At 37.3% G+C, this 24,717-nt stretch carries 19 protein-coding genes; 6 read left to right on the top strand and 13 right to left on the bottom strand.

Annotation, left to right across the window (positions count from 1 at the left end; translation table 11 throughout):
- Window positions 1-538 precede the first annotated feature (538 nt).
- The 8 genes from C8D70_RS00890 to C8D70_RS00855 all read right to left on the bottom strand — a co-directional run bounded on the left by C8D70_RS00890 (window position 539) and on the right by C8D70_RS00855 (window position 10,918).
- Window positions 539-1,954, bottom strand: a complete 1,416-nt coding sequence (locus C8D70_RS00890; RefSeq protein ID WP_110366081.1) for an efflux transporter outer membrane subunit — start codon at window positions 1,952-1,954, stop codon at window positions 539-541.
- A gap of 91 nt (window positions 1,955-2,045) precedes the next feature.
- Window positions 2,046-5,192, bottom strand: coding sequence for an efflux RND transporter permease subunit (locus C8D70_RS00885; RefSeq protein ID WP_076597335.1), 3,147 nt, complete (start codon window positions 5,190-5,192; stop codon window positions 2,046-2,048).
- Complete coding sequence (locus tag C8D70_RS00880) at window positions 5,192-6,379, bottom strand: efflux RND transporter periplasmic adaptor subunit (protein WP_110366080.1); 1,188 nt, start codon at window positions 6,377-6,379, stop codon at window positions 5,192-5,194. The genes C8D70_RS00885 and C8D70_RS00880 overlap by 1 nt, the downstream gene beginning before the upstream one ends.
- 1 nt (window position 6,380) lies before the next feature.
- A complete protein-coding gene (locus C8D70_RS00875; RefSeq protein ID WP_076597337.1) occupies window positions 6,381-6,836 on the bottom strand; it encodes a transcriptional regulator in 456 nt (151 codons plus the stop codon).
- A gap of 116 nt (window positions 6,837-6,952) precedes the next feature.
- On the bottom strand, window positions 6,953-7,465 hold the full coding sequence (locus C8D70_RS00870) for a GNAT family N-acetyltransferase (RefSeq protein ID WP_110366079.1): 513 nt from the start codon (window positions 7,463-7,465) through the stop codon (window positions 6,953-6,955).
- Window positions 7,466-7,637: 172 nt separating this feature from the next.
- Window positions 7,638-7,868 (bottom strand): DUF2007 domain-containing protein, encoded by a 231-nt coding sequence (locus C8D70_RS00865; RefSeq protein WP_076597339.1) that lies wholly within the window; start codon window positions 7,866-7,868, stop codon window positions 7,638-7,640.
- A 61-nt stretch (window positions 7,869-7,929) separates the two neighbouring features.
- On the bottom strand, window positions 7,930-9,255 hold the full coding sequence (gene lat / locus C8D70_RS00860) for an L-lysine 6-transaminase (RefSeq protein WP_110366078.1): 1,326 nt from the start codon (window positions 9,253-9,255) through the stop codon (window positions 7,930-7,932).
- Between the two features lie 112 nt (window positions 9,256-9,367).
- Complete coding sequence (locus C8D70_RS00855; protein ID WP_110366077.1) at window positions 9,368-10,918, bottom strand: aldehyde dehydrogenase family protein; 1,551 nt, start codon at window positions 10,916-10,918, stop codon at window positions 9,368-9,370.
- A gap of 135 nt (window positions 10,919-11,053) precedes the next feature.
- Between C8D70_RS00855 and C8D70_RS20685 the strand changes: the two genes are divergently transcribed.
- Window positions 11,054-11,203: a histidine kinase gene (locus C8D70_RS20685; RefSeq protein WP_002979804.1), complete on the top strand. Its 150-nt coding sequence runs from the start codon at window positions 11,054-11,056 to the stop codon at window positions 11,201-11,203.
- Between the two features lie 190 nt (window positions 11,204-11,393).
- On the opposite strand, the gene C8D70_RS00850 is transcribed toward C8D70_RS20685, so the two are convergent.
- From C8D70_RS00850 to C8D70_RS00830, 5 genes are all read right to left on the bottom strand, one after another.
- On the bottom strand, window positions 11,394-11,582 hold the full coding sequence (locus C8D70_RS00850; protein ID WP_076597342.1) for an Arc family DNA binding domain-containing protein: 189 nt from the start codon (window positions 11,580-11,582) through the stop codon (window positions 11,394-11,396).
- Between the two features lie 79 nt (window positions 11,583-11,661).
- On the bottom strand, window positions 11,662-12,528 hold the full coding sequence (locus tag C8D70_RS00845) for an SPFH domain-containing protein (protein WP_110366076.1): 867 nt from the start codon (window positions 12,526-12,528) through the stop codon (window positions 11,662-11,664).
- Between the two features lie 390 nt (window positions 12,529-12,918).
- Window positions 12,919-16,188, bottom strand: coding sequence for a cytochrome c biogenesis protein CcsA (gene ccsA, locus C8D70_RS00840; RefSeq protein WP_110366075.1), 3,270 nt, complete (start codon window positions 16,186-16,188; stop codon window positions 12,919-12,921).
- A 277-nt stretch (window positions 16,189-16,465) separates the two neighbouring features.
- On the bottom strand, window positions 16,466-17,044 hold the full coding sequence (locus C8D70_RS00835; protein WP_110366074.1) for a Crp/Fnr family transcriptional regulator: 579 nt from the start codon (window positions 17,042-17,044) through the stop codon (window positions 16,466-16,468).
- A 245-nt stretch (window positions 17,045-17,289) separates the two neighbouring features.
- Window positions 17,290-17,925: a cysteine hydrolase family protein gene (locus tag C8D70_RS00830; protein ID WP_110366073.1), complete on the bottom strand. Its 636-nt coding sequence runs from the start codon at window positions 17,923-17,925 to the stop codon at window positions 17,290-17,292.
- A 352-nt stretch (window positions 17,926-18,277) separates the two neighbouring features.
- On the opposite strand from C8D70_RS00830, the gene C8D70_RS00825 reads away from it, so the two are divergent.
- The 5 genes from C8D70_RS00825 to C8D70_RS00805 all read left to right on the top strand — a co-directional run bounded on the left by C8D70_RS00825 (window position 18,278) and on the right by C8D70_RS00805 (window position 24,692).
- Window positions 18,278-20,857 carry an FtsK/SpoIIIE family DNA translocase gene (locus C8D70_RS00825; RefSeq protein WP_110366072.1) on the top strand — a complete coding sequence of 860 codons (2,580 nt, stop codon included), beginning with the start codon at window positions 18,278-18,280 and terminating at the stop codon, window positions 20,855-20,857.
- Window positions 20,858-20,944: 87 nt separating this feature from the next.
- Window positions 20,945-21,406 (top strand): hypothetical protein, encoded by a 462-nt coding sequence (locus C8D70_RS00820; protein ID WP_110366071.1) that lies wholly within the window; start codon window positions 20,945-20,947, stop codon window positions 21,404-21,406.
- A 147-nt stretch (window positions 21,407-21,553) separates the two neighbouring features.
- Window positions 21,554-22,201, top strand: coding sequence for a LolA family protein (locus tag C8D70_RS00815; protein ID WP_076597348.1), 648 nt, complete (start codon window positions 21,554-21,556; stop codon window positions 22,199-22,201).
- Window positions 22,202-22,311: 110 nt separating this feature from the next.
- Window positions 22,312-23,769 carry an LptF/LptG family permease gene (locus tag C8D70_RS00810; protein ID WP_110366070.1) on the top strand — a complete coding sequence of 486 codons (1,458 nt, stop codon included), beginning with the start codon at window positions 22,312-22,314 and terminating at the stop codon, window positions 23,767-23,769.
- 131 nt (window positions 23,770-23,900) lie between these two features.
- Window positions 23,901-24,692 carry a hypothetical protein gene (locus C8D70_RS00805; protein ID WP_076597350.1) on the top strand — a complete coding sequence of 264 codons (792 nt, stop codon included), beginning with the start codon at window positions 23,901-23,903 and terminating at the stop codon, window positions 24,690-24,692.
- The last annotated feature ends 25 nt before the right edge of the window (window positions 24,693-24,717 follow it).

Below are 24,717 nucleotides of genomic sequence, written 5' to 3'. Positions count from 1 at the left end.
AAAGCTAATTAAAAGCAGCCATTTTTCAGGCGCATGAATGTTCTTTTTCATAAGTTTTTTATTGATTTGGTTCTGCCAATTTATCATCTTAAATATTCACTTCAAAATGAATTAGCTATTATTTTAAAAATTGTAGTAGTTCTACTACAGTGAATGAAAAAATTCCATGCTAAACCCTTATAAAGTAAAGGCGTAATATTTTTATGATTCTCGTCCATTTTCCAGACAAGCAACAATATAAGTTGTAAAGAATTATTCATATTATTTTAGAAAGAATCAATGGAATAAAATTGTTTAAAGAATGAGTTGACAGACTTGTTCCAAACTCTATTCTTAATCTTAAATAATATAGGATAAATCCAAAAAAAATCTGAGGAGCGAATGTTACAAAAGAATACATAAGTAAGTTAGTAGTTGTATTGTATTATCCTAACGAAACATTGGCTGCCCTCTGGTGTTTTATAAATTCTTTAAGCACACAAAAAACGTATGCCATTGCTGACATACGTTTTTTATGATATTATATTGAAGAATACGGTTATTTCCAGCCTCCGCCTAAAGCCTGATAAAGCTCTACGGCTGCTTTCATTTTACTGTATCTTGCATTGGAGATGTTAAGCTCTGCATTCAATGAATTCACACTGGCGTTCAACACTTCAAGATAGTTGGCCATCCCATAGTTTACCAATTCCTGAGAATAGTCTACCGATTTTTTGTAGGCATCCAGCTCTTTTTGTTTCAAATCAATAAATGAATCCTGAACCGAGAAAACCCTGATGGCATCTGAGACTTCTTTTCCGGCAGTCAGAACTGTTTTTCTGAAATTAAGATAAGCCGTTTCCTTATTGGCAAGACTTACGTCATAGTTGGTCTGTATCTGTCTCTTATTCAAAATCGGCTGAGCCAGTCCCGCGACTACATTTGCAAACAATGAATTTACACTGAATAAATGGTCAATATCCACAGACTGCAGTCCGCCGCTTCCTGTTAATTTTAAAGTTGGATAAAACTGAGCTTTGGCTGCGTTGGTTAACTCAAAAGCATTCATTAAATTAAATTCTGCTCTCATGACATCCGGGCGATTGGCCAGAAGTTGAGTGGGGTAGCCCAGTTTCAAATCGATTGGAAGCTTCTGCCCTTCTAATGTAGATCTTTCGATAGAATGGGAAGGTTCTCCCATCAAAAGACTCATGGTATTTTCAAGCAACTGGATCTGTGTATCAATATCAATCAGTAATGATTTGGCATTGAAAACAAGTGCTTCACTTTGCTGTACTGCTACTTCAGTAACTGTTCCGGCAGTTTTTAAAGCCTTGGTAGCTTCAAGGTTTTTCTCTCTTACCGCAATGGTTTCCGTAATAATTCTCTTCTGTGCATCAAATGTCAGTAATTGATAATATGCAGAGGCAATGGAAGATACCAAACTGCTTTTAACAGCTTTATGAGCTGCAACAGTTCCCAAATAAGTCGCAAGCTGTGCTTTCTCCTGAGCTTTTAATTTCCCCCAGATATCAGCTTCCCATCCGATGCTCGCTGTAATGTCAAACTGATTTACATATCGCCTTTCTCCAATGATCTGTCCAAACTGGGTATTGATAGACTGCGTCTGAAATGTATAGTTGGGTCCGATAGCAAGGGTTGGCTGATAGGCTGCTTTACTCTGTTTAAGATAAGCTTCCGCAGAATTAATACTTTCCAAAGCAATTCTGATATCAAGATTGTTTTCCAGTGCCTTAGAAATATGCCCCTGCAATATCGGATCAGTGAATATCTCTTTCCAGGAAATATCTGCAATATTGGTACTGTCCGAAGGAAGCATGTCTGTACGAAAAAGCTTTTCGTCCACAACGTTCTTCGGTCTTTCATATTCTTTTCTTGCCATACAGGATGAGATGGCTCCGAGTATGAAAACTGAAAAGGTGATTCCTTTTATGATGTTTAATAAACTCTTCATTATTTTTAATTAGAAGTTAGAAGTTAGAGTTTAGAAGTTAGTTTTTAGACTTATCTTTAATTTCTAATTTCTAACTTCTTAAATCTTAATTTTATTCTGCTAAATTGATATCTTCTTTTTTGATAGGTTTAATTTTTTCCTGCAGTGTTTCAAAAATCACATACAGAACCGGAATTACGAATAATCCCAAAACAGTTCCTATCAACAGTCCGATGGCCGCACCCGTAGCGATAGACCTGTTCCCTACTGCTCCGATTCCACTTGCCAGCACCAACGGCAATAAACCGAAAATAAAGGCGAATGAGGTCATTAGAATAGGTCTTACCCTGGCTTTCGCTGCATTGATGGCTGACATCACAATGGTTTCACCATGATGCCTTCTCTGAACAGCGAATTCAACAATAAGAATTGCATTTTTCGCCAATAGTCCCACGAGCATGATCAGAGCAATCTGGAAATAAATATTATTTTCCAATCCCATAATCTTCTGGCCGAAGTAAGCTCCCATTACCCCAAGAGGAAGAGAAATAATAACGATCAGCGGAAGGATATAACTTTCATACTGTGCGGAAAGGATAAAGTAAACGAAGACCAAACTCAACCCGAAAATCAGAAGGGTCTGAGATCCTGAATTTAATTCTTCTCTCGTTAACCCTGTAAATTCTACGGCATAGTTTTGATTCAGGGTTTCATCCGCTACCTGCTGTACCGCAGCAATAGCATCCCCGGAACTGTATCCGTCAGAGTTTGCTCCTGTAACCTTCACGGAAGTAAACAGGTTATAACGGCTTACAGATTGTGGTCCGTAGGCTTTTTTCAAGGTTACAAACTGTGAGATCGGAGTCATGATACCTGATCCTGTTCTCACATAAAGCTGATTCAGGTTTTCAATATTCTTTCTGTTCTCAGGAAGCGCCTGAACCATAACCCTGAATTGCTTTCCATACTTGGTAAAGTCGGCTGTATAAATACCACCAATATACCCCTGCATGGTAGACAGGATGTCGTTTACAGAAACTCCAAGCTGTTTGCTCAGAGGAACATTAATTTCCATCTGATACTGAGGATATTTCGTATTGAATGAAGTCTGTGCAAACTGAATTTCCGGTCTCTGCATCAGTTTGCCGATGAATTCATTGGTTTTAGCATCCAGATCAGCATATTCTCCACCTGATTTATCAAGCAACACCATTTCAAAACCAGCACTGCTACCAAATCCCGGTACACTTGGCGGCTGGAAGAATACCACTTTGGCATCAGGAACAGATCCTACAATTCCGAATAATTTTTTGGTGATGTCTTCAGAAGTCTGTCCGTCTTTTTTTCTTTCTTCGAATGGTTTCAGTTTCACAAAGGCAAGACCGTTGTTACTTCCGTTTCCGGATAAGAATCCTCTACCTGTTGAAATGGTTACGTTCTGTACGCCCGGAACTTTCAGTGCTTTTGCCTGAAGCGTTTTCAAAGTGTTGTAAGTTCTTTCCATAGAAGCTCCGGGAGGAAGCTGAACATCTGTAAAGATAATTCCCCTGTCTTCTGTAGGTACAAATCCCTTCTTCATACTGCTGCTTGCCCAGAATAAGATCCCTCCGGTAACAGCAAAAATAATCAGGGTTACCCATTTATGTCTTAACAGGAATACAAATCCTCTTCCGTAACGTTCAGTAGTTGTTTTAAAAGCAATATTAAACTTATAGAAAAACTTCTGTAGTAAGTTTAAGTTCTTATACTCTGCATGATGTGCTTCATGAGGTTTCAGGAATAATGAACATAAAACGGGACTCAGCGTTAATGCATTAATTGCAGAAATGATGATGGCTATAATCAGTGTAATACCAAACTGCTGGTAGAATACCCCTGTAGGCCCTGTAATGAAAGTTACCGGGATAAATACGGCTGCCATTACCAACGTAATAGAGATAATAGCCCCTGTAATCTCATCCATTGCTTCTACTGTTGCCTTTTTAGCATCTGAAATACCATGTTCCATCTTAGCATGAACGGCCTCGACGACGACGATGGCGTCATCCACTACAATACCAATTGCCAGTACCAATGCAAATAAGGTTAAGAGGTTTAATGAATACCCAAAAAGGTTCAGGAAGAAGAACGCTCCTACAATAGATACCGGAACCGCAATGGCCGGGATCAGCGTAGATCTGAAATCCTGAAGGAAAATATATACTACAATAAATACCAGAATAAAGGCCTCAATCAGGGTATGTACTACCTTTTCAATGGAAGCTTCCAGGAATTCGTTGGTATCAAAGTTAAAAGTATACTTTACGCCCTTTGGAAAAGTTCCCTCGGCTGATTTAAGATAGGCTTTGATATTTTTAATAATCTCCTGTGCATTGGATCCCGGGGTCTGGAAGATCCCCATACTGATGGAAGGATTGTTTCCGTTCTCCCCTATTCCTGTATAAGACTGTCCTGCCAGTTCTACTTTAGCAACGTCTTTCAGCATCAGGTTTTGTCCGTTTCCAAGAGATTTAATGATGATATTGTCGTATTGTTCTTTATCGTTGAATTTACCTACATATTTGATGATGTATTCAAAAGAACTTCCGCTGTTCTGTCCGATAGAACCCGCAGCTGCTTCTCTACTCTGCTCGTTGATGGCATTGGTAACATCAGTAGGCGTTACACTGTAGGCAGCCATTTTTGCAGGATCAAGCCAGATTCTCATTGAGTAGTTTTTACCACCAAAAACGTTGGCATCTCCAACACCATTTACCCTTTTCAGATTGGGAATAATATTGATATTCAAAAAGTTCTGAAGGTACACATCATCAAGATCCTTATTTTCAGAATAAAAAGACATATACATCAGGGCACTGGTCTGCTGCTTCTGGGTTACAACCCCTGAACGTGTTACTTCAGATGGTAAAAGAGGTGTTGCTCTGGCCACACGGTTCTGTACGTTTACCGCTGCGATATCCGGATCTATTCCCTGTTTGAAAAAAACCTGGATCTGAGCAGAACCGTCATTCCCGGCACTGGAAGTGATATAATCCATACCTTCCACCCCATTGATCTGTTCTTCCAAAGGTACTACTACACTTTTCATTACCGTCTCGGCATTGGCTCCCGTATAATTGGCAGAAACGCTTACCGTAGGCGGTGCAATATCCGGATACTGTGTAACCGGTAACGAGATCAGTCCCAGCACACCGAGAATCACAATCAAGATTGAGATTACGGTGGATAAAACCGGTCTGTTAATAAAGTTCTTTATCATTAGAATTTCGGTTTTATAGATTGAACAAGACTATCCATTTTGACTGGCTTCGGCTTCACTGCTGTTCCCGGTTTCAACCCTCCGATACCAGCTGCAATAATTTTTTCTCCTTTATTAACTCCTGATTTGATAAGAGCCATATTGTCGATTCTGTCAATAACATTCACAACGACGTTTCTGGCAGTATCTCCTTTTTCTACTTTGTATACGTAAACGATACCCTGTTGTTCGTAAGTAGCACTTTCAGGTACCACAAGAACATTATCGTAATGCTGAGGGAATCTGATGGTTCCGCTGTTACCATTACTTAATAATTTCTGAGCATTCGAGAAAGCAACTCTGAACTGAATAGTCCCGGTTGTAGGATCAATCTGCCCTGTAATGGCTTCAATTCTCCCTTTTTCAGGATAAAGACTTCCATTGGCCAGCTGAAGCTCAACCATGGGTAAGTTTTTGATTTTCTCAGGCATAGAAGCTCCCGGAGATTTTTCAAGAAAATCAAAATATTCTTTTTCATTCATCGCGAAGTAAGCGTAGATCTCAGAAGTATCAGAAATCGTTGTCAGAGGCGTCTGATCAGACGGCCCTACCAAACTTCCTACTTTCAATGGCAGTCTTCCGATTACCCCTGAAATAGGTGCACGGATAATAGAATATTCGATATTGGCTTCTACGCCTTTGTAATTAGCTTCAGCCTGTTTTTTGGCGGCATTCGCCTGTTGCAGCTGAGCCTGAGCCTGAGCCAGCTGAGCCTGAGCGGTCTGTAACTGCACGTTACTGATGATATTTTTCTGAACCAGAGGTTTTAGTTTATTGACTTCTACCTGAGCTGCATTTACAGAAGCCTGGGCTGCGGCAACACTAGATGCTGCAGCACTGATTCCTGCTTTGGAAGCGGCTGCATTTTCGGTCAGAATATTGGTTTCCAGACGGAACAATGGCTGTCCTTTTGTTACATATTGTCCTTCATCTACCAATACCTGGGTAATATATCCCTGTATCTTTGCACGTACATCATTGTTTACCCTACCCTGGATGGTAGCCGGAAACGTCTGATAACCCACTATATTTTTTGACTCCACGGAAATGACAGGATACGGCTTGGCACCATCCTGTTTCGGAGCTTCTTTTTTGCAGGCCGTCAGTGAAAACGCTGCAATGGAAAGTATAACTAGCTTATTATTCATTTTATAGTTTATTAAGAGATTCCTGAATATTTTCTATATTTTTATTTAAGAGTGCTTTGTAAACTTCTATTCTTTCATTGTATCCATCGTCTTTACTTTTTTTAAAATTGTTTAAATCATCTAATAGTCTTAATTCGTCCTGCATTTTCTGGACAATTTTCTCGAATCGTATTTTTTTGTATTCATCATTGATGAAAAAATACCGTTTCCGCTCATCCATTTTGTTATGGTCTACGATAAGCTGAGCATTAAGCAGTAATGAAATACTGGTGGAAACTGAACTCTTGCTCGCGGAGAGCACTTCAACAAACTCGTCAAAAGTAATTCCTACTTTCTCATAGTCGAAAAGAAGGTAGGAATAAATTTTTGAGGCTAAAGGAGGTAAGCTAAACACAGTGCCATAGAATTTTACGGCATCCTGAAAAATTTTTTCATCAACTTCTATACTTTGGTGCATAATATAAAAATTTGAACAAAAGTAGAAATTAGTTCAGAACCAAACGAACAAACCTGATAGAGTTTATAAATACAGAGCGTTTTAAAAATTCAATGAAAGTTGATTTAACTTTTGGGCTAAATTATAATCTTCTCAAAAGCTTTCCTCAATCCGTCTTTCAAAAGAACCTCACCGCAATAAGAATAACCTTTGCCTTCAAGGATTTTCAACATAGCCATATTATCATGGTTGGTATCTACTTTAACACTCTGAATTCCATGGGATTTAGTAAACTCCTCAATCTGATCAAAAAATTTTTTTACCATACCCTGCCCTGCAAATTTTTCATCTACAGCTACTCTGTGAACCACAACAAATTCACCGTCACTTAACCATGCTCCTTCAATGGTGCTGTAAGCCGGTTCATCATTCAAGATCAGGGCTGCATATACTGCAATCTCTCCATCTACAGTCAATACATGCCCGAATCCTTTCGCAATATCACTTTCCACTGTCCCGAGATTAGGGTATCCGTTCTGCCACTGGGTGCTTCCATCCTGTCTTCTTCTTTCGATGGATTGCTGAATGATTTCCCAAATAATGTTTCTGTCTTCAATTTCCGCTTGTCTTAGTTTAATCTCTGGATTCATGTTATAAAATTTGATTAAAAGATTGAATGATTTAAGAATTTAAAATCAGGTTTACTGCTTTTCGTTTAATCCTTGAAATACTTATTCTTTGATGATTTGCAATTAAAAAACCGAAAATTAATTTAAATTAATTTTCGGTTTGAAGTAGTAAAATTTAAAATTATGAAATTGTTTATTGATTTTCACTTTGTTGAAGATAAGCATCAATAATTTCAAATGCTCTTTTTTCTTCTTCCAGATCTACCATAAGCTTCAGCGAAGTTGCCGTTGGCGTAGTGGTAAACGTAAGATAGTTATTTTCAACGGTATTTGCAATTTGTGCGTCATCCAATTTAGACTTAACCAACTGAATTTCTGAAGGGTTATCACTTACATAAACTGATACTCTCGTACTTCTTTCCATATCCTAAATGTTTGAGTATCTAAATATACGATGTTTTTTTTAAAATTACAAATCCCGGATTTTAAATTTTATTAATATTGTTTTCAATTTTGTCTAAAGCAAGCTGGATCTCTTCTTTAGTAACATTTAAATGAGGTCTGAAACGAAGAGACTGATCTCCACAAGGAAGAATGATTAAGCCGTCGTTGAAAAGCTCACTCATCAGGTGATTTCTCTGCTCTGCAGTGGGAAGATCAATAGCACACATTAAGCCTCTTCCTCTTGCGTTGGATATTTTTTCAGGATATTTTGCAGCAAGGGCTTTTAAGCTTTCCAGTAAGAAATCTCCCACTACTCTTGCATTCTCAACAAGATTTTCTTTTTCGATCACTTCCATTACCAATTGGAAACGAAGCATATCAATAAAGTTTCCTCCAAATGTAGAGTTGATTCTTGAACTTTCTCTGAAAACATTGTTCGGAACCTGGTCAAACTTCTCTCTATTGGCCAGTACGCCGCAAACCTGAGCTTTTTTACCGAAAGAAATAATATCAGGTTTTGCTGTAAAATGCTGGAATGCCCACATTTTTCCTGTAATGGCAATCCCTGTCTGAACTTCATCAAAAATAAGTAAGATTTCATTTTGATCACAGATTCTTCTTAATCCTAATAAGAATTCGTCTCTGAAATGATTGTCACCTCCTTCAGCCTGAATAGGCTCAATGATGATACAAGCCACTTTATCAGGATTCATCAAAATAGCTTCTTCAATCTGAACTAAAGCAAGGTTTTCGTTTTTAATGGTTTCTTCAAGGTTCTCTTCTGTAATCGGGAACTTTAATTTGGGGTTTAAAATTCTCGGCCAGTTGAACATCGGGAAATACTGGTACTTTCTTGGATCAGACGTATTGGTTAAGCTTAAAGTATAACCACTTCTTCCATGGAAAGCCTGTTTGAAATGAATACAGATTCCTGCTTCTGTGTTTAAGCCTTTTGCAAAGTTTTTGCGGGTTTTCCAGTCGAAGCACGCCTTCATTGCGTTTTCAACCCCCATTGTTCCGCCTTCAATAAAGAAAGCATATTGTAATTCTTCGGGAATAACTACTCTTTCAAAAACTTCAAGGAAGTGAGCGTATTCTTCTGAGTAAACGTCAGCTAAAGTAGGTTTGTTCACAGCCATTCTTCCTAACCATTCTGATTTTTCTACAAGATAAGGGTGGTTGTACCCGATAGATGCTGACGCAAACATAGAGAACATATCCAGGTATTCTCTGTCTGTCAGTTTATCATAAAGCCATGAGCCGTGTGATCTTTCAATATCCATCACAAAATCGAAACCGTCTGCCAACACATGTCTTCCTACTGTTTCTTTTACTTTATTTGCTTTTATATCTAATGTGTGTTCCATAATAAATTTGTAGTGTGATTTAATAAGTGAGTGATTAAATAATCCAATGAATTGAGTATTTAATCATTCAGGTTATTAATTTTTTTGTTTTTAAGTACTTTAAGCAAAACTTTTATAAATCAAATTTAATACCTTGTGCTAAAGGAAGTTGCGCTGTATAATTTATAGTATTGGTTTGTCTTCTCATATAGTATTTCCAGGCGTCAGATCCTGACTCTCTTCCTCCTCCGGTTTCTTTTTCACCACCAAAAGCTCCCCCAATTTCAGCACCGGAAGTTCCGATATTGACGTTGGCAATACCACAGTCTGAACCGGCATGAGAAAGAAACAGCTCTGCTTCTCTTAAATTCTGGGTCATGATCGCAGAGGATAATCCCTGAGGAACATCATTCTGGATAGCGATAGCTTCCTCTAATGTTTTGTATTTGATTAAATATAGGATTGGTGCGAAAGTTTCGTGCTGAACAATTTCATAAGAGTTTTTCACTTCTGCAACGCAAGGCTTCACATAGCATCCGGATTCGTAGTCTTTTCCGGTTAGAACTCCGCCTTCAACAACGAATTTTCCACCTTCTTTTTTACATTTCTTGATAGCTTCTTCGTATTGATTTACAGCATCAGTATCAATAAGCGGTCCAACATGGTTTTTCTCATCCAATGGATTTCCGATTTTCAACTGTCCGTAAGCCTTTGCCAATCTTGTTTTCACTTCGTCGTATACACTTTCGTGGATAATCAGTCTTCTTGTTGAAGTACATCTCTGGCCAGCAGTTCCTACAGCTCCGAAAACAGATCCGATGATCGACATGTCGATATCAGCTTCTTTTGTAATGATGATGGCATTGTTTCCACCTAATTCAAGGATAGACTTCCCGAATCTTTCTGCTACTTTAGAAGAAACCATTCTTCCTACTCTGGTAGATCCCGTGAAAGAAACAAGAGCAACTCTTTTATCGTCTACCAGTTTCTGCCCGATTTCATGGTCTGATACCAATACACTTGAAACGCCTTCAGGAAGGTTATTTTCCTTCAGAACTTCCATCATGATATTCTGGCATGCAATAGCGCAAAGCGGTGTTTTTTCAGATGGCTTCCAGATGGTAACGTTACCACAGATCCATGCTAAAGCTGTATTCCAGGACCATACTGCTACCGGAAAGTTGAATGCGGTGATAATCCCGACAACTCCCAGCGGATGGTACTGCTCATACATTCTGTGTCCAGGCCTTTCAGAGTGCATGGTGTACCCCTGAAGCTGTCTTGAAAGTCCTACTGCAAAGTCACAGATATCAATCATCTCCTGAACTTCTCCAAGACCTTCCTGTAAAGATTTACCCATTTCATAAGAAACAAGTTTACCCAGATCGTCTTTATATTCTCTTAATTTTAAGCCCAGCTGTCTTACCATCTCTCCTCTTTTAGGAGCCGGGATCAGCCTGAATTCCTGAAATGCTTTTTGAGCAGTTTCAATTACTTTGTCATAATCACTTTCTCCGGAAGTTTTTACTTTAGCGATCAATTTTCCGTCCACAGGAGAAATGCTCTCTATCACCTTTCCTGAAGCGAAATATTTTCCGCCCACTGAAGTCCCTTTGTTTTCTTCTTTAATCCCAAGATTTCTGAGTGTTTTTTCGATTCCGAAATCCTTTACTTTTTTTGACATAAAATCTTACTTTTCGTTCTCTCTAAAGATAAAAATATTATGCGAACCTCAAAACTTTAATTTTTAATACGTTTTTTATTTGGACTAATTATAAACATGTTTATCTTTGCAGGGTAATCTTTTTGATAATCACCAATGGAAAATTCACAAGAAAACAACTCAAAGCTTAAAAAGTGGTTCAAGCGTGTGGGATGGGCAGGATTAGCTTTCTTTACCATAAAAGGCTTGATTTGGCTCGTCATATTCTACGTTGGAGCAGACAGTCTCCAAAGCTGTATACAATAAAAAAGCAGAGAAAATTTCTCTGCTTTCTTTTTGGGTAGAAGATTAATTGAATTATTATTTCTTTATTGAAAAGCTAAAAAACAAGGTCTTTTTTATATTTTCTGCAATTAAAAAAAGGAAAAAAATAATTGATTTCTGTACGATTAATCCCGAAAAAGATTATTTCACTTCTTCTATTTGTCTTTTTAAACTACTCGTTCTTTTTTCTCCCTGCGTTCACCAGGCTCTGATGCAGCAGATATTCTATCTGTCCGTTCACACTTCTGAATTCATCATTGGCCCATTTTTCAAGGAGTTTATAAGTAGACTCGTCTATTCTTATCACAAAGGATTTTTTCCCTTTGCTTTCTGAAGAGTTCTGAGCTTTTTCTGATTTCATTTTCTAAATTCTCTTACATTATTTCTGATTACTTTAGTGTAAAACTCTATACACTAAAATCCAACTGTTTTTTCACTTCTTAATTGTAAAGTGTTCCAGCATTTAATATAGGTGTTGCTGCTTTTTCACCGCAAAGAACTACCATTAAATTGCTTACCATTGCCGCTTTTCTTTCATCATCCAATTCAACAATATTATCTTCTGAAAGTTTTTTCAATGCAAGGTCCACCATTCCTACAGCCCCTTCCACAATCTTGGTTCTTGCTGCAACAATAGCTGTTGCCTGCTGTCTCTGAAGCATTGCTCCGGCAATTTCTGAAGCATAGGCCAGGTGTGAAATTCTTGCCTCCTGAATCACAATTCCAGCTTTTGAAAGGCGGTCTGTAAGCTCCTGTTCCAAAATAGAATTGATTTTATCTCCTCCTTCTCTTAAGGTAATCGGAGCATGATCATCTTCTAAATTATCATAAGGAAAGCTCATCGCCAAATGTCTTACAGCTGCCTCACTCTGCATTTTTACAAAGTCAGAATAACGCTCTACATCAAAAGCCGCTTTATAAGTATCTCCCACTTTCCATACAATTACAACTGCAATTTCAATAGGGTTACCCATTTTATCATTTACCTTCAAAGTCTGACCCTGCAGATTTTCGGAACGTAAAGAAATTTTTTGTGATGAATATAAAGGATTGATGAAGAATAATCCGTTCTCTTTTACACTTCCCACATATTTTCCAAAGAAGTTTAAAACTCTCGAATGGTTCGGCTGAATAATCATTAACCCTTTTAAGAAAAAGCACGAAAGAAGAAAGCACAGCATAGAGATAACCACATAGGCTATACTTTGATCTACTCCACTCACAAAGAAGTATACTGCTGCAACAAACAAGGCCAGACAAATGACCAATGTAAGATAACCCGACATAGGTTTTAATGTTTTTTCCATAATTGAATTTTATTTTGATATTATTTTGATATCATAAAGATAGTAATCAATTTTGAATTACAAATGATAAATTTTGTTTTTTTTTGAATGAGCTGCGGGTTTCGGGTTTCGAGATGTGGGTATTTTTAACTAACGCAAAGTTCGCGAGGTTAATGCATTAGGATGCATTATATTTTTGTTCGCAAAGCTACTTCGCTTAGCGAAGACCAATACTCTCTTTGCTGAGTGAAATGGTTTTGTGAACAATATTTTATCATCAGTAAAATAATTGCGAACCTTAGCGTTTGGAAAAATAGCAGCTACCTTATATTTTACAAAGCATCAGAAATAATATAGACAAAAAAATCCCGGAAAGTGAATTCCGGGATTTGAATTTGTATGTTCAGATCTTTATTTCTTTGTTAAAGTTTTAAACTTCCAATAAGAAACAGCTGCTAAAATAATCATTGTTGAGATTCCTATGTATACCCAGGCTGGTACCGGTACCGGATCTCCTGCTGCGTATGAGTGAAGTCCGCTCAGGTAATAGTTTACTCCAAAATACGTCATTACCATTGAGCAGAATGCAAACATTGTTGCTACGTGGAATGCCCATCTGCTTCTCAATCCAGGTACTAATCTCATATGTAATACAAATGCGTATACCATGATAGAGATGAAAGCCCATGTTTCTTTCGGGTCCCAGCTCCAGTATCTTCCCCATGATTCGTTTGCCCAGATTCCTCCTAAAAAGTTTCCTACTGTTAATGCAAACAATCCGATGGTTAATGACATTTCAGAAACGATAACCAATTCCTTCAATGTAGTATCATGGTGAATTTTATAGGTTTCTTTATTGGAAATGATATAAAATACCAGGGAAATTACCGCAATGATCATCGACAAGGCGAAAAATCCATAACTGGAGGTAATAATAGCCACGTGAACAATTAACCAGTAAGATTTCAATACAGGAACAAGCGGTGTAATCTGCGGATCAAGTGCAGAACCTCCGTGCGCAAATCCCATCATGATTACAGCTACCATGAATCCTGCCGCAGGAATCAATGCGTTGGCATTTCTGTACAGGATTAAACCTGCCGTAATACCTACCCATGAGATAAAGATAATGGCTTCATATCCGTTACTCCAGGGAGCGTGTCCTGAGATGTACCATCTTGCCACAAGTCCTAAGAAATGACACAGATAACCAATTAAACCAACCGCAATGATTACTTTAATTATTTTGTTTAATTTTTGATTTGATTTGAATAACTCAACAAAACCTAATATAAGAAGAAGACCTCCGATAAGGGTGTAGAAGATTAACAATTTGAAGTTAATATCTACTTTATTCATGAATACTTCCAGATCCACTTTGGATTTAGCAGGAACAACTGCTTTTCCCCATTTCTGCTGATAGTCTGAAAGCTTTGCCAATTCAGCATCTGCTTTGCTCCAGTCACCGGTTTTTTGTGCGGTAAGCGCTTCTGCAAAGTAAGGTCCCATTACCTGCTGAGATTCCATATCCGGTTCGAATTTTTGGTCTAACCATGAATGCCATGTATGGTTGGCATCATTTTTCACAGGAACAATTCTCATGAACTGACCGCTGAAGAACTCATTAAAGATCTGTACTCTTTCGTTGACAGCAATTACTTCTTTATCATAATTCGTTTGTTCAGCAGGCTTCTTACGGAATGCAGTATTGTAATCATGTTCCAAGATATACGTAAGATTACCATTTGCATCTGCAGGGAAAAGGTTCATCAAAGAAGTATAGCCATCTTCATCTGCTTTTGTCTTATTCTTCAGCTCATCTCCTCCTTTAGTTCCCACTTTAATAATCGGAACCATTGTCCAGCTTGGAGTATCTGTATTGATAGAAAGGAACCATTGGTTGGCTGTAAGAGATTTTCCGTCTGTTCCTTTAAATTCGTCTTTCTTGTATAGTTTTCTTAAAATATCGATTGCCTCTGTATTGATAGGAACAATTCTTCCTTCAAAGTTCTGAACCAAAAGATATCCGAATTTATCCGCATGTTCTTTGCTGATTTTGTTTCTTGCAATGATTTCGTCCGGAGAAATAGATCTCATTTTCCCCATTGGAGTTGCCAGAGAGTTCTGCTTAGGAGCAGCACCATCAAGTGGCTGGGCAGACGGAACCGGAGTGTGAGAATGATTGTCTCCTTCTACATGAATGTGTTCTCTGCTTCCATCTGTTGTTCCGTGGGTTTCTATTTTCTGTGCATTTAAACCTAAACTTAAGAACAATAAAAGTATACCTGCTGCTTTCTTTTTATTAACGTCAGCCAGCATTTTATTCAATTTCCAGAAATGAGTTCCTTTCCAGAAGAAGATTACAAACATTCCCAGGAATAAAAGTCCGTATCCGATATAAGAAATCAAAGTTCCCCAGTAATCGTGGTTTACGGAAAGAACGGTTCCCATTCGGTCCGGATCAAAACTCGACTGGAAGAAACGGTATCCTTTATGGTTAAGAACGTGGTTCATATAGATTTTATAAGGAGTTTCTTTGCCTTCATCAATGATTTTTACGTGGCTTTCATAAGCACTCGGAGATGAACTTCCCGGATACGTTTCCATTACGAAGTCATCCAGTTTCAATGCAAAAGGTGTGTTATATACTTTAGGTCCGAAACCAACCATGATGTTCAATCCGTCCATAGTAACCTGCTTGTAAGCGTTTGGATTTCCTTTTTCAACAGAAAGATCTACAATTTGTTTTGTTTTTGGTCCCTGAAGCTCAATCTGAAGCATATCGGGTACGTTAGCATCTTTTTTTCTGTCACCTTCAATCGCCATCAGTCTTCCTTTTTTAAGACCTTCAGGTACTACCAGTTTCAGCTCATTGATGGTATATAAACTTCTTAATGCCAAAGGCTGGAACTGATCTTTCACTGTACTTCCTGTTGCCTGTGTAGCCATGGTCATATAGCTTGCATCTACAGGAGTTTTGATGAATAATTTTCCGCCTTCATTTTTAAATTCAACAGCTCCTTCAATGGCTCTGTTGAATGTCACCAAAGTACCGTTGATAGATTTTGTTTCTCCCGGTTTGATGTAAATATTTTGTCTTCCGGTGCTTCCGGTAGAAACCAAATGAAGATACTCTGCCCCGTTGGGTTCAGCTACGAGACTGTCTTTTTTTCTTTGGATGTATTCCTTGGCAAACACTTTCACTTCTTTTCCGTGGAAGTCATAGGTTGCTTTGAAATCTTTGTGTAGTGGAGACATCAGATAAGGAACATCCTGATAATTCAGTACATCACCCTTTTCTTCGATCTGAATTTTAAAGAAATTTTTATCGGTTACAATTTCGTTGGACGTTTCACCTTCTCTGATGTGCATTGTTCCTTCAAAACTGATGTATCTGGTGATAGCACCACCGATAAAAATAAAAACAAAGGCAAGGTGGAAAACAAGAACCGGCCACTTATCTTTCTTCCACAGTCTGTATCTTCCGATATTTCCTATGAAATTGAGAATAAGCAGGACCATGATCAGTTCGAACCATTTAGCCTCATAAATTAATGCTTTTGCTGTAGGAGTTCCGTAGTCGTTTTCTAAGAACGTTGCATAGGCCATTGCGAATGCGTACACCAGCAACAATACAGCCATTGTCCTGGTTGAGATAAGAATATCTTGGAGCTTCTTCATGATTTATTGTACTTGACATGCAAAAATAAGCATGATAAACCACAAAGAGCTTAAAAAAAGCTGTTTTTTATCACTTTGGCCTCGGTTTTGCTTATTTTGAAACATTCTTAATAAGCCCGGAAACATTAGGAAAAATTCAATTTTTAAAACCGAAAAAATATAGATTCATATTACCTATAACCATGATTGAGGGCTTCTATTCCAATCCTCATTTATTTATTAAAAGAAACGTCTAAAATGGTTAGGAATCTGATAATTTCCAGGACTTTTTTCATCATTATTTTTCAAATATTTTCCTCCTGATTTTACTTAAAAATTCATGAGTAATTCCCAGGTAGAATGCTACCTGCTGCTGGGTAATTCTTTGCTCCAATCCCGGATACTTTTCAAGGAATTCAAGATAGCGTTTGTCGGCTGTTTTGCCTGTTAAGGAAAGAATTCTCCTCTGCAGTGCTACCGAAGATCTCTGGTTCATGATTCTGAAAAGCTTTTCTATCTGTGGCATGGTTTCATACAAATGTTCTTTATCTTTTTTGGAAATCATCAACACTTCGCTGTCTTCAAGGGCTTCTATATTGAGAATACTGGGAACATTATTGATAAGACTGTCAATATCTGTAATCCACCAGCCTTCAACTGCAAAATATAAGGTTTGTTCAAATCCGTTTTCATTGAGATAACAGATTTTAAAACATCCGTTCAGAACAAATCCTTCAAAGAAACAATAATCTCCTTCTTTGAGAATCACCTCTTTCTTTTTAAAAGTTTTGAGCTCAAAAGGTTTTACAAACTGTTGAAAATCCTCTTCTGAAAGATTGATATACTGACTGATATTTCTAAAAAGTAAATCGGACATGGGATTATTTAAGCTAAATAAAGGTATCAAAATTATTGACACCTTTATAAAATTACGATAAGTTAAGTTATTTTGTATTTAAACAATAGAACTCTGGTCTTTTGTTGGGCAAACGCAAAAGCGCTAATAATTTTTGAAATATCAGATGTTTTTAAGATCGCAAAGATTTTATCTCCGATAAAATTTAAAACATCTCAGTTTGCTGAAAACCTCCGCTAATACACCTTTCCATGTCCAAAATAGCCTTATTGTAAAAATTCATTGGTGTTTATTACACTTGCATAGAGATTTCCAAGAGCAGAAATCCCTGCCAAAAAGGACTTTTGCACGTCTGCTGCTTTTATAACTTCCCCATTCAGTTCACGCTCTCTCGTTGCTGTAGCATCACCGATAACTGTATTGATAAACCCGAAATCAAAAGCGGCTCTGGTGGTAGACTCCACACAAACATCTGTCATCATTCCCGTAATAACCAGATTTTTAATGTTCTTTGACTGAAGATAGTTCAGAAGATCAGTATCCCTGAAACTATTGGGAAAATGCTTAACAATAACTTTTTCATCCTCCATTGGTAAAACCAGATGGTTGATTTTAGCGCCATCTGTATCCGGAAGGAAAAAGGTTGCACCATCATTGGTAGAAATATGCCGGATATGAATGACAGGAAAATTATTTTTCCTGAAATAATCTAGAATACTTCGGATATTTTCAGCAGCCTGTACAGCTTTTTCAAGTATCATCTTTCCTCCAGGGAAATAATCATTTTGTACATCGATAATGATTAATGCAGTGTGTTCCGTTTTTTGTTTTTGTGCGTTCATTGTAATCAGTGAAATTAATATCAGACCTAAGGTCAGAATAGTTTTGAATGTGTTTTTCATATATGAAATTTTATAGGTCAAAATTAAATAGGTTTCAGATCCTGACCTTTGAACTAGTTCAAAAAAAACACTATCGAGACATAATATTGTTATTTTTTTCAATTAAGACTGTTTAAATAGAAAATTTTATTATCTTTTTAAAGAAAAATAAATAATAATCAGTTAATATAACGTAACGGTATCAGATTTGGATAAGCAAAAAATAACCTTATTTTATTCTGTCATACAAGAAAATATTTTTAAAGTAAAAATTTTAAATAACCATTATAAAAGCGGGATTCCCAAAATGTTTTTTGGGTAAAAAAGATTCATTTAGTGTTGAATAAAACATTAAATTTGCGATATTGATATTATGGATAAAAAGACACAAAAAAAACCGACTGAATCGCCTGAAAAAGGCAGAATCTTATCTAAGCCACGTATTTTTTTCGGGCTTACTTTTATACTTTTATCGGCTGTTCTCGCATTCTCATTCGTCTCTTATCTGATGAACTGGAAAGCAGATCAAAGCCAGGCAGGAACCATGCTGGACAAAAGCATAAAATCTTCCAATATCTTTGGTAAGGTGGGTGACTGGCTTGGGAATATTTTCATTTTTGAAAGTATTGGTATTGCCTCCTTTATCATCGCATTTTTACTGCTTGTAGTAGGTACTCTGATTCTTAAGAAGAAAATCTTCAAACCCTGGAAAACTATTGGCCACTCTTTATTTTTTATCTGCTGGCTTCCTATTTTCATGGGGGCACTTACGAAAGGTCAGGGTGTTTTAGGAGGTGTTTATGGATATCAGATCATGGACTATCTTAACTCCATCATCGGAGCAGTAGGTCTGTGGACCGTATTAGCAGCAAGCATTCTTCTTTATTTTATTCTTGAATTCAATCTTCGTCCAAGTTCTATCAAAGCGAAACTGGATAAGATCAATGAAAATACAATTGGAAAAGTAAAATCTATGATGCCGGACTCCAATGATGATTTCGAAGCTGATGAGCAGTTGAGAGAAGAAGCAGAGAAAGCGGAAGAAGAAACTTCACCCAGAGTTACCGTAAGTGATGCTACCAATCATACTGTCAATAGTCTAATTAATACCAAGAAAGAACCAGAACCGGTAAGTGCACCGAAAGGATTCCCTGAAGTTCCGGTTTCCAACGAGATAGAGACCATTACCACACCCAACCATACTTCTTTTGATGCAGAACCTAAAGAAGTTTCTCAACCTGTAAGTTTAAATCTTTCTACCAAACCAGTTGTTCCGGTTTCCAGCCCTGAGGAAGCATTTGACATCAGGCCTTCTACTCCGTCTCCGGCAGTAACCACTGCTCCGGCACAGGATAATATTAAATTCAATGTAGAAGTAGCTCCGGTAATTGATATTCTGGATGATTCCGATAAAAAGTCTCAGGAACTGGTAGAAAAGCACGGATTGTATGATCATAAGCTTGATCTGGCCAACTTCCAGATGCCGCCTGTAGAATTACTGAAAGACTATGGAAATGAAGAAATTTCTATCAATAAAGAAGAACTGGAAGAAAATAAAAATAAGATTGTTGGACTTCTGAAGAATTTCAACGTTGGAATTGCAGAGATTAAAGCTACAATCGGGCCTACCGTTACGTTATATGAAATTGTTCCTGAAGCAGGTATCAGAGTGGCAGCGATTAAAAAACTGCAGGATGATATTGCACTGAACCTTTCTGCATTAGGAATCAGAATTATTGCGCCAATGCCAGGGAAAGGAACTATTGGTATTGAAGTGCCAAGAAAGAATCCTACCATGGTTTCTATGCGTTCTGTCATTGCTTCTCAGAAATTCCAGAATACGGACATGGACCTTCCGGTAGTTTTCGGAAAGACTATTTCCAACGAAATCTTTATGGCTGACCTTTCAAAAATGCCTCACTTATTGATGGCGGGAGCAACAGGCCAGGGTAAATCTGTAGGGATCAATGCTATCCTTACTTCCCTTCTTTATAAAAAACACCCAAGCGAACTGAAGTTCGTCATGGTAGACCCTAAAAAAGTGGAACTTTCATTATATTCAAAAATTGAAAGACATTATCTGGCAAAATTACCGGATGCAGAAGAAGCTATCATTACAGACACCAATAAAGTAATCAATACCCTGAACTCTCTTTGTATTGAAATGGATACCCGATATGACCTTCTTAAAAATGCTTTTTGTAAAAACTTAAAAGAATATAATAAAAAGTTTACGGAAAGAAAATTAAATCCCGAAAACGGACACCGTTATTTACCTTATATTGTATTGGTAGTGGACGAGTTTGCGGATTTGATCATGACAGCAGGTAAAGAAGTTGAGTTACCGATTGCCAGACTTGCACAGCTTGCAAGAGCCGTAGGAATCCACCTTATAGTGGCTACACAGAGACCATCCGTAAACGTAATTACAGGGATGATCAAAGCCAACTTCCCTGCAAGAGCTGCCTTCAGAGTAATTTCCAGTGTAGACTCCAGAACCATCCTGGACTCTCCGGGCGCAGATCAGCTGATTGGTAAAGGAGATATGCTTTATTTCAATGGAAACGAAATTTTAAGACTTCAGTGTGCTTTCGTAGATACTCCGGAAGTAGAAAGACTGGCAGAGTTCATCGGAGAACAAAAAGGATATGCTTCAGCATTGCTGCTTCCTGAATATGTTTCTGAAGACTCAACAAGTTCAGTAGGTACTTTTGATCCGAACGAAAAAGATGCTTTATTTGAAGAAGCAGCAAGAATCATTGTTTCTACCCAGCAGGGATCTACTTCAATGCTTCAGAGACAATTGAAACTGGGATATAACAGAGCCGGCAGAATTATGGATCAGCTTGAAGCAAGCGGTATTGTAGGAGGATTCAATGGAGCTAAGGCAAGAGAAGTTCTGATCAGTGATCTTCATTCTCTGGAACAGTTCCTTGAAGATTTAAGAAACTAATTATTATAAAAATCATCAATACAAAAATTAATCCCGGATATTCCTGATCGGGAACCGGGATATAAAAAATTCAACAAAACTATTACTATGAAAATCACAACAAAACAAACTATTAGATGGGGACTTTTTGCATGTATACTTACCTTATCTTCATGTGCATTAAGAACTGTACCCAGTGATTATGCTTCTGTGAAACTGGATGTTATTGATTATAATACTCTGGGAAATGGCAAAGTCCTTATTTATAATGGTGCAGGAGTTCTCCATAAAATGGATAACACGGCAAGACTTAATATTGGCCTTGACGGTAAATCATTAGGGCAAATCAGACCCAAAGAATATGTTATTGTTGACTTAGAAAAGGGAAAGCATGAGTTCACAGCTCTTCATATAGATATGGTGAATATGAGAAGTAAGCATCCTGTTGAGATCAATGAAAATACCAAAGTGATTAAAATTGAACCCACCATTACTTCTAATAAATTAACAGTGACCAATATTCTCCCTGAAAAATTTGATCAGTACATTGAAAGACCGGAAACAAGGTAATTTGTAAAACAATATCTGTTATAAAGTATCCGGCGTTACAGGGTGGATTTTTGGAACAGTTTTTGGAAGATCTGCGTAGTTAAAGGAAAAACAACAAGTTTTAACCTTAAGAATTAAAGAAAATCTAACGATTATTAAATTAAGAAAATGAAAAATATTATTTCAAAAGTTATATTAGGAAGTTTTGTTGTAGGTGCAGTAGGTATGGCCAACGCTCAAAAGATTGATGCGAAAGCTAAAAAGATATTGGATGATATTACAGCCAACTACAATTCTAAAAAGAATTCTTACTTCAAATTTTCTTTTGGAAGCGGTCTTAACGGACAGGTGACAAAAACAGAACCTGGTATTTATTATGTTGCCGGAGAGAAATACAAACTGAAGATCATGGATACGGAACAGATCTTCGATGGTAATAAAATTTACAACATCAATGCCGATGATATGGAAGTAACCATTGCCAAACCTAACGGAAGCAGCACCATGTTCTCCCCTATCAACTATCTTACGACGTATAGAAATGATTATAATGTAACCTACAACGGTAAGAAAATGATCAATGGTGTAAATGCGGACTTTATTAAACTGACTCCGGTGAAAGCAAACGGAATAAAATATGTATATCTTTTTGTAGATTCAGCAAAAAAGCAAATGGTAAAACTGGAACAGCACGGAAACAACAAAGATGTTGCTGTAATTGCCATTAAAGAATACAAAGAAAACCAGGAGCTGGATCCTAATATGTTTGTTTTTGACAAAAATAAGTTTAAAAACTACATCGTTACAGAACTTTAAAAAGCTGAAAGTGAATCCGCAACTAAGTAAATTGACTTTTAAAGTTAAAAAAATAACAAAATATAAAAAGCCACAAGTAAACTTTGTGGCTTTTTGATTAATTTTGGCGCATGTTAAAAATACTAGACCGATATATCATAAAAACCTTCTTTGGACCGTTTTTCTTTATATTCAGCGTATTGTTTTTCATTTTTATTGTAAACATTATCTGGGTACAGTTGGGGCAGTTTATGGGAAAAGGATTAAGCTACTGGCAGATCCTCAAACTTCTTTTTTACCTTGGGGTAAACGTAATCAGTATGGTTCTTCCCCTTACGATCCTTCTGGCGAGCATTATGTCATTCGGTGAATTTGGAGAACGTTACGAGCTTGCAGCCATGAAAGCAGCAGGAATTCCTTTGACCCGGGTAATGACTCCCCTTCTTGGAATTTCAACAATACTTGCAATTATGCTGTATTTTTTCTCAAGCAATATCATTCCTGATTTTCAGAAAAAGGCTAAAAACATGCTTTTCAACATTGCGCAAACTAAGCCTGCTCTTAATTTCACACCAGGACAGTTCATAGATCAGATTCCCGGCTATATGGTAAAATTTGATAAGATACATGGTGAAAGCGGAGAAAATATTGATGGCGTTTTTGTGCATAAAAAAGCCAATGCTTATGAAAACCAACAGTCTATTGTAGCTGAAAAAGGAAAGTTTGTTCCCGCAGCTAATAAAAATTTCCTAAAACTTGTATTATATAACGGATATGTATTCGAAGATGCTTTCGCCGGGAAAGGTGATAATGTAAGATTGAAACAACCTGACCAGGCTATTAAATTTGATACATTGGTATCTCACTTTGACATTAGTGAAATCATCAATAAAGCCATCGAAAAAGAACAGATTACGGATGATTACCGTTTTGAGAGTTATCCTCAATTGAACAAAACTATTGTCAAAACCAAGAAAGACAACAAACAGTTCTTTGATAACATTGGCTCAGAGGTTCTTAATCAGGCCAATTCCGTTGTCACCTACATGGACAAGGGTAATAAGCATAAAGTAGCCCCAAAAACCCAGATAAAACTGGATACTGTAAAAGGGGAAAAAAAACTGGAAATTATTTACAACTCCTATAACAGATTAGACAACCTGAAATCTACTTTAGAGTCTAAAAAGAATGAATACAGTTCTAATGTAAAGTATTTCAGCAAGGTTGTTATTTACCAACAGAGAATGGTGGCTTATTCGGTGACGTGTATCATCTTCTTCCTGATCGGAGCCAGTTTAGGATCTATCATCAGAAAAGGGGGAATGGGACTTCCTGTCATCATCGCTATTGTTATTTTCATTATCTTTTATGTAATGAATGTTGGGGTAGAAAACATGTCATGGAGTGGAAAAATGAATCCTTATCTTGCAGCATGGCTTCCCAATCTGATTCTTCTTCCTTTTGGAGTTTGGATGACCTATAAAGCACTTACAGATTCACAGCTGTTTGATGCGGAAAAATACAAAGTACTGTTCAAACCAATCACCAAAAGGTTTACGAAAAGTAAAGAACATCAGAGATATCAATAATTCTGATTTTAAAACAGAACTAAAGCTTCGGAGAAATTCCGGAGCTTTTTTATTGATTACTAATTAAAATATTTAGTGGATAACGATTTTAAATTTAAAAATTTATATTTGTGAGAATTTAAAACAAAACCATGAAGAAATTACTACTTATTGGCCTGTTCGGTCTTGCATCACTGAACGCCTCTGCTCAGGAGCAGAATGAAACCGGGACATACAACGGTGAAAAATACGGTTACATTATTGACAAATCCGGAAAGAAAACTGAAGGTGTTGTACAATTGCACGGCGGTTATTCAAGCCCGTGGCAAAATCAGTTAAAAGTAAAGTTTGCAGCCATTGCTGATATTGATAAAGTAAAGAACAGAATAAAATTTAAAACGTACGACACAGACGATATCAAAGAATATATGCTGTATGAAGGTGACACTCCGAGAGTTTTCAAATCGGTAAAATACTCAAACATGAGAGAGGCTTTAAATAGCTCAGAAAGTTCAACAGGATTATCGGCAGGCTTTAAGGCAATCAATAACCTTTCAAGAACGGAGCAGTTTGCAGAAGTAGTAACGGAGGGCAAAATTACAGTTTATAAGCTTTATGGCTACCCTACCGCTCTTTCTGCAAACAGCACACAGGCCATTACGCAGAGTGAAACAGACCGGTTAAAAGAGAATCCCAATTATATCTTTTCGAAGAAAGGAGGAAAAGCTGAAGAATTAACTCCCGCAAAAGCCAAAATCATACTGGCAGACTGCCCTTACGTAAAAGCAAAAATAGCAAAGGGTGAATATGGTTCCCTGAAAAATGAGGAGAAAAAAAGAACAGGTCTTGGAAAATTCATCCGGGATGAAATCAGCAATTCAACAGTGGATAAACTTTCAATCATCAATGAAGTGATCTACGATTATAATGAAAACTGCAAATAAAACAATATAAGGCTTTCTGTTGGAA

It is taken from the genome of Chryseobacterium sp. CBTAP 102, from assembly GCF_003201365.1.
Lineage (GTDB): Bacteria > Bacteroidota > Bacteroidia > Flavobacteriales > Weeksellaceae > Chryseobacterium > Chryseobacterium candidae.
The sequence above is the reverse complement of the archived record's forward strand: the minus strand, read 5'-3'. Positions and strand labels throughout refer to the sequence as shown.

Excerpts from the sequence above, each read along its gene's own strand:
- C8D70_RS00890 (WP_110366081.1), bottom strand. The coding sequence starts at position 1,954 with ATGAAGAGTTTATTAAACATCATAAAAGGAATCACCTTTTCAGTTTTC.
- C8D70_RS00885 (WP_076597335.1), bottom strand. The coding sequence starts at position 5,192 with ATGATAAAGAACTTTATTAACAGACCGGTTTTATCCACCGTAATCTCA.
- C8D70_RS00880 (WP_110366080.1), bottom strand. The coding sequence starts at position 6,379 with ATGAATAATAAGCTAGTTATACTTTCCATTGCAGCGTTTTCACTGACG.
- C8D70_RS00875 (WP_076597337.1), bottom strand. The coding sequence starts at position 6,836 with ATGCACCAAAGTATAGAAGTTGATGAAAAAATTTTTCAGGATGCCGTA.
- C8D70_RS00870 (WP_110366079.1), bottom strand. The coding sequence starts at position 7,465 with ATGAATCCAGAGATTAAACTAAGACAAGCGGAAATTGAAGACAGAAAC.
- C8D70_RS00865 (WP_076597339.1), bottom strand. The coding sequence starts at position 7,868 with ATGGAAAGAAGTACGAGAGTATCAGTTTATGTAAGTGATAACCCTTCA.
- lat (WP_110366078.1), bottom strand. The coding sequence starts at position 9,255 with ATGGAACACACATTAGATATAAAAGCAAATAAAGTAAAAGAAACAGTA.
- C8D70_RS00855 (WP_110366077.1), bottom strand. The coding sequence starts at position 10,918 with ATGTCAAAAAAAGTAAAGGATTTCGGAATCGAAAAAACACTCAGAAAT.
- C8D70_RS20685 (WP_002979804.1), top strand. The coding sequence starts at position 11,054 with ATGGAAAATTCACAAGAAAACAACTCAAAGCTTAAAAAGTGGTTCAAG.
- C8D70_RS00850 (WP_076597342.1), bottom strand. The coding sequence starts at position 11,582 with ATGAAATCAGAAAAAGCTCAGAACTCTTCAGAAAGCAAAGGGAAAAAA.
- C8D70_RS00845 (WP_110366076.1), bottom strand. The coding sequence starts at position 12,528 with ATGGAAAAAACATTAAAACCTATGTCGGGTTATCTTACATTGGTCATT.
- ccsA (WP_110366075.1), bottom strand. The coding sequence starts at position 16,188 with ATGAAGAAGCTCCAAGATATTCTTATCTCAACCAGGACAATGGCTGTA.
- C8D70_RS00835 (WP_110366074.1), bottom strand. The coding sequence starts at position 17,044 with ATGTCCGATTTACTTTTTAGAAATATCAGTCAGTATATCAATCTTTCA.
- C8D70_RS00830 (WP_110366073.1), bottom strand. The coding sequence starts at position 17,925 with ATGAAAAACACATTCAAAACTATTCTGACCTTAGGTCTGATATTAATT.
- C8D70_RS00825 (WP_110366072.1), top strand. The coding sequence starts at position 18,278 with ATGGATAAAAAGACACAAAAAAAACCGACTGAATCGCCTGAAAAAGGC.
- C8D70_RS00820 (WP_110366071.1), top strand. The coding sequence starts at position 20,945 with ATGAAAATCACAACAAAACAAACTATTAGATGGGGACTTTTTGCATGT.
- C8D70_RS00815 (WP_076597348.1), top strand. The coding sequence starts at position 21,554 with ATGAAAAATATTATTTCAAAAGTTATATTAGGAAGTTTTGTTGTAGGT.
- C8D70_RS00810 (WP_110366070.1), top strand. The coding sequence starts at position 22,312 with ATGTTAAAAATACTAGACCGATATATCATAAAAACCTTCTTTGGACCG.
- C8D70_RS00805 (WP_076597350.1), top strand. The coding sequence starts at position 23,901 with ATGAAGAAATTACTACTTATTGGCCTGTTCGGTCTTGCATCACTGAAC.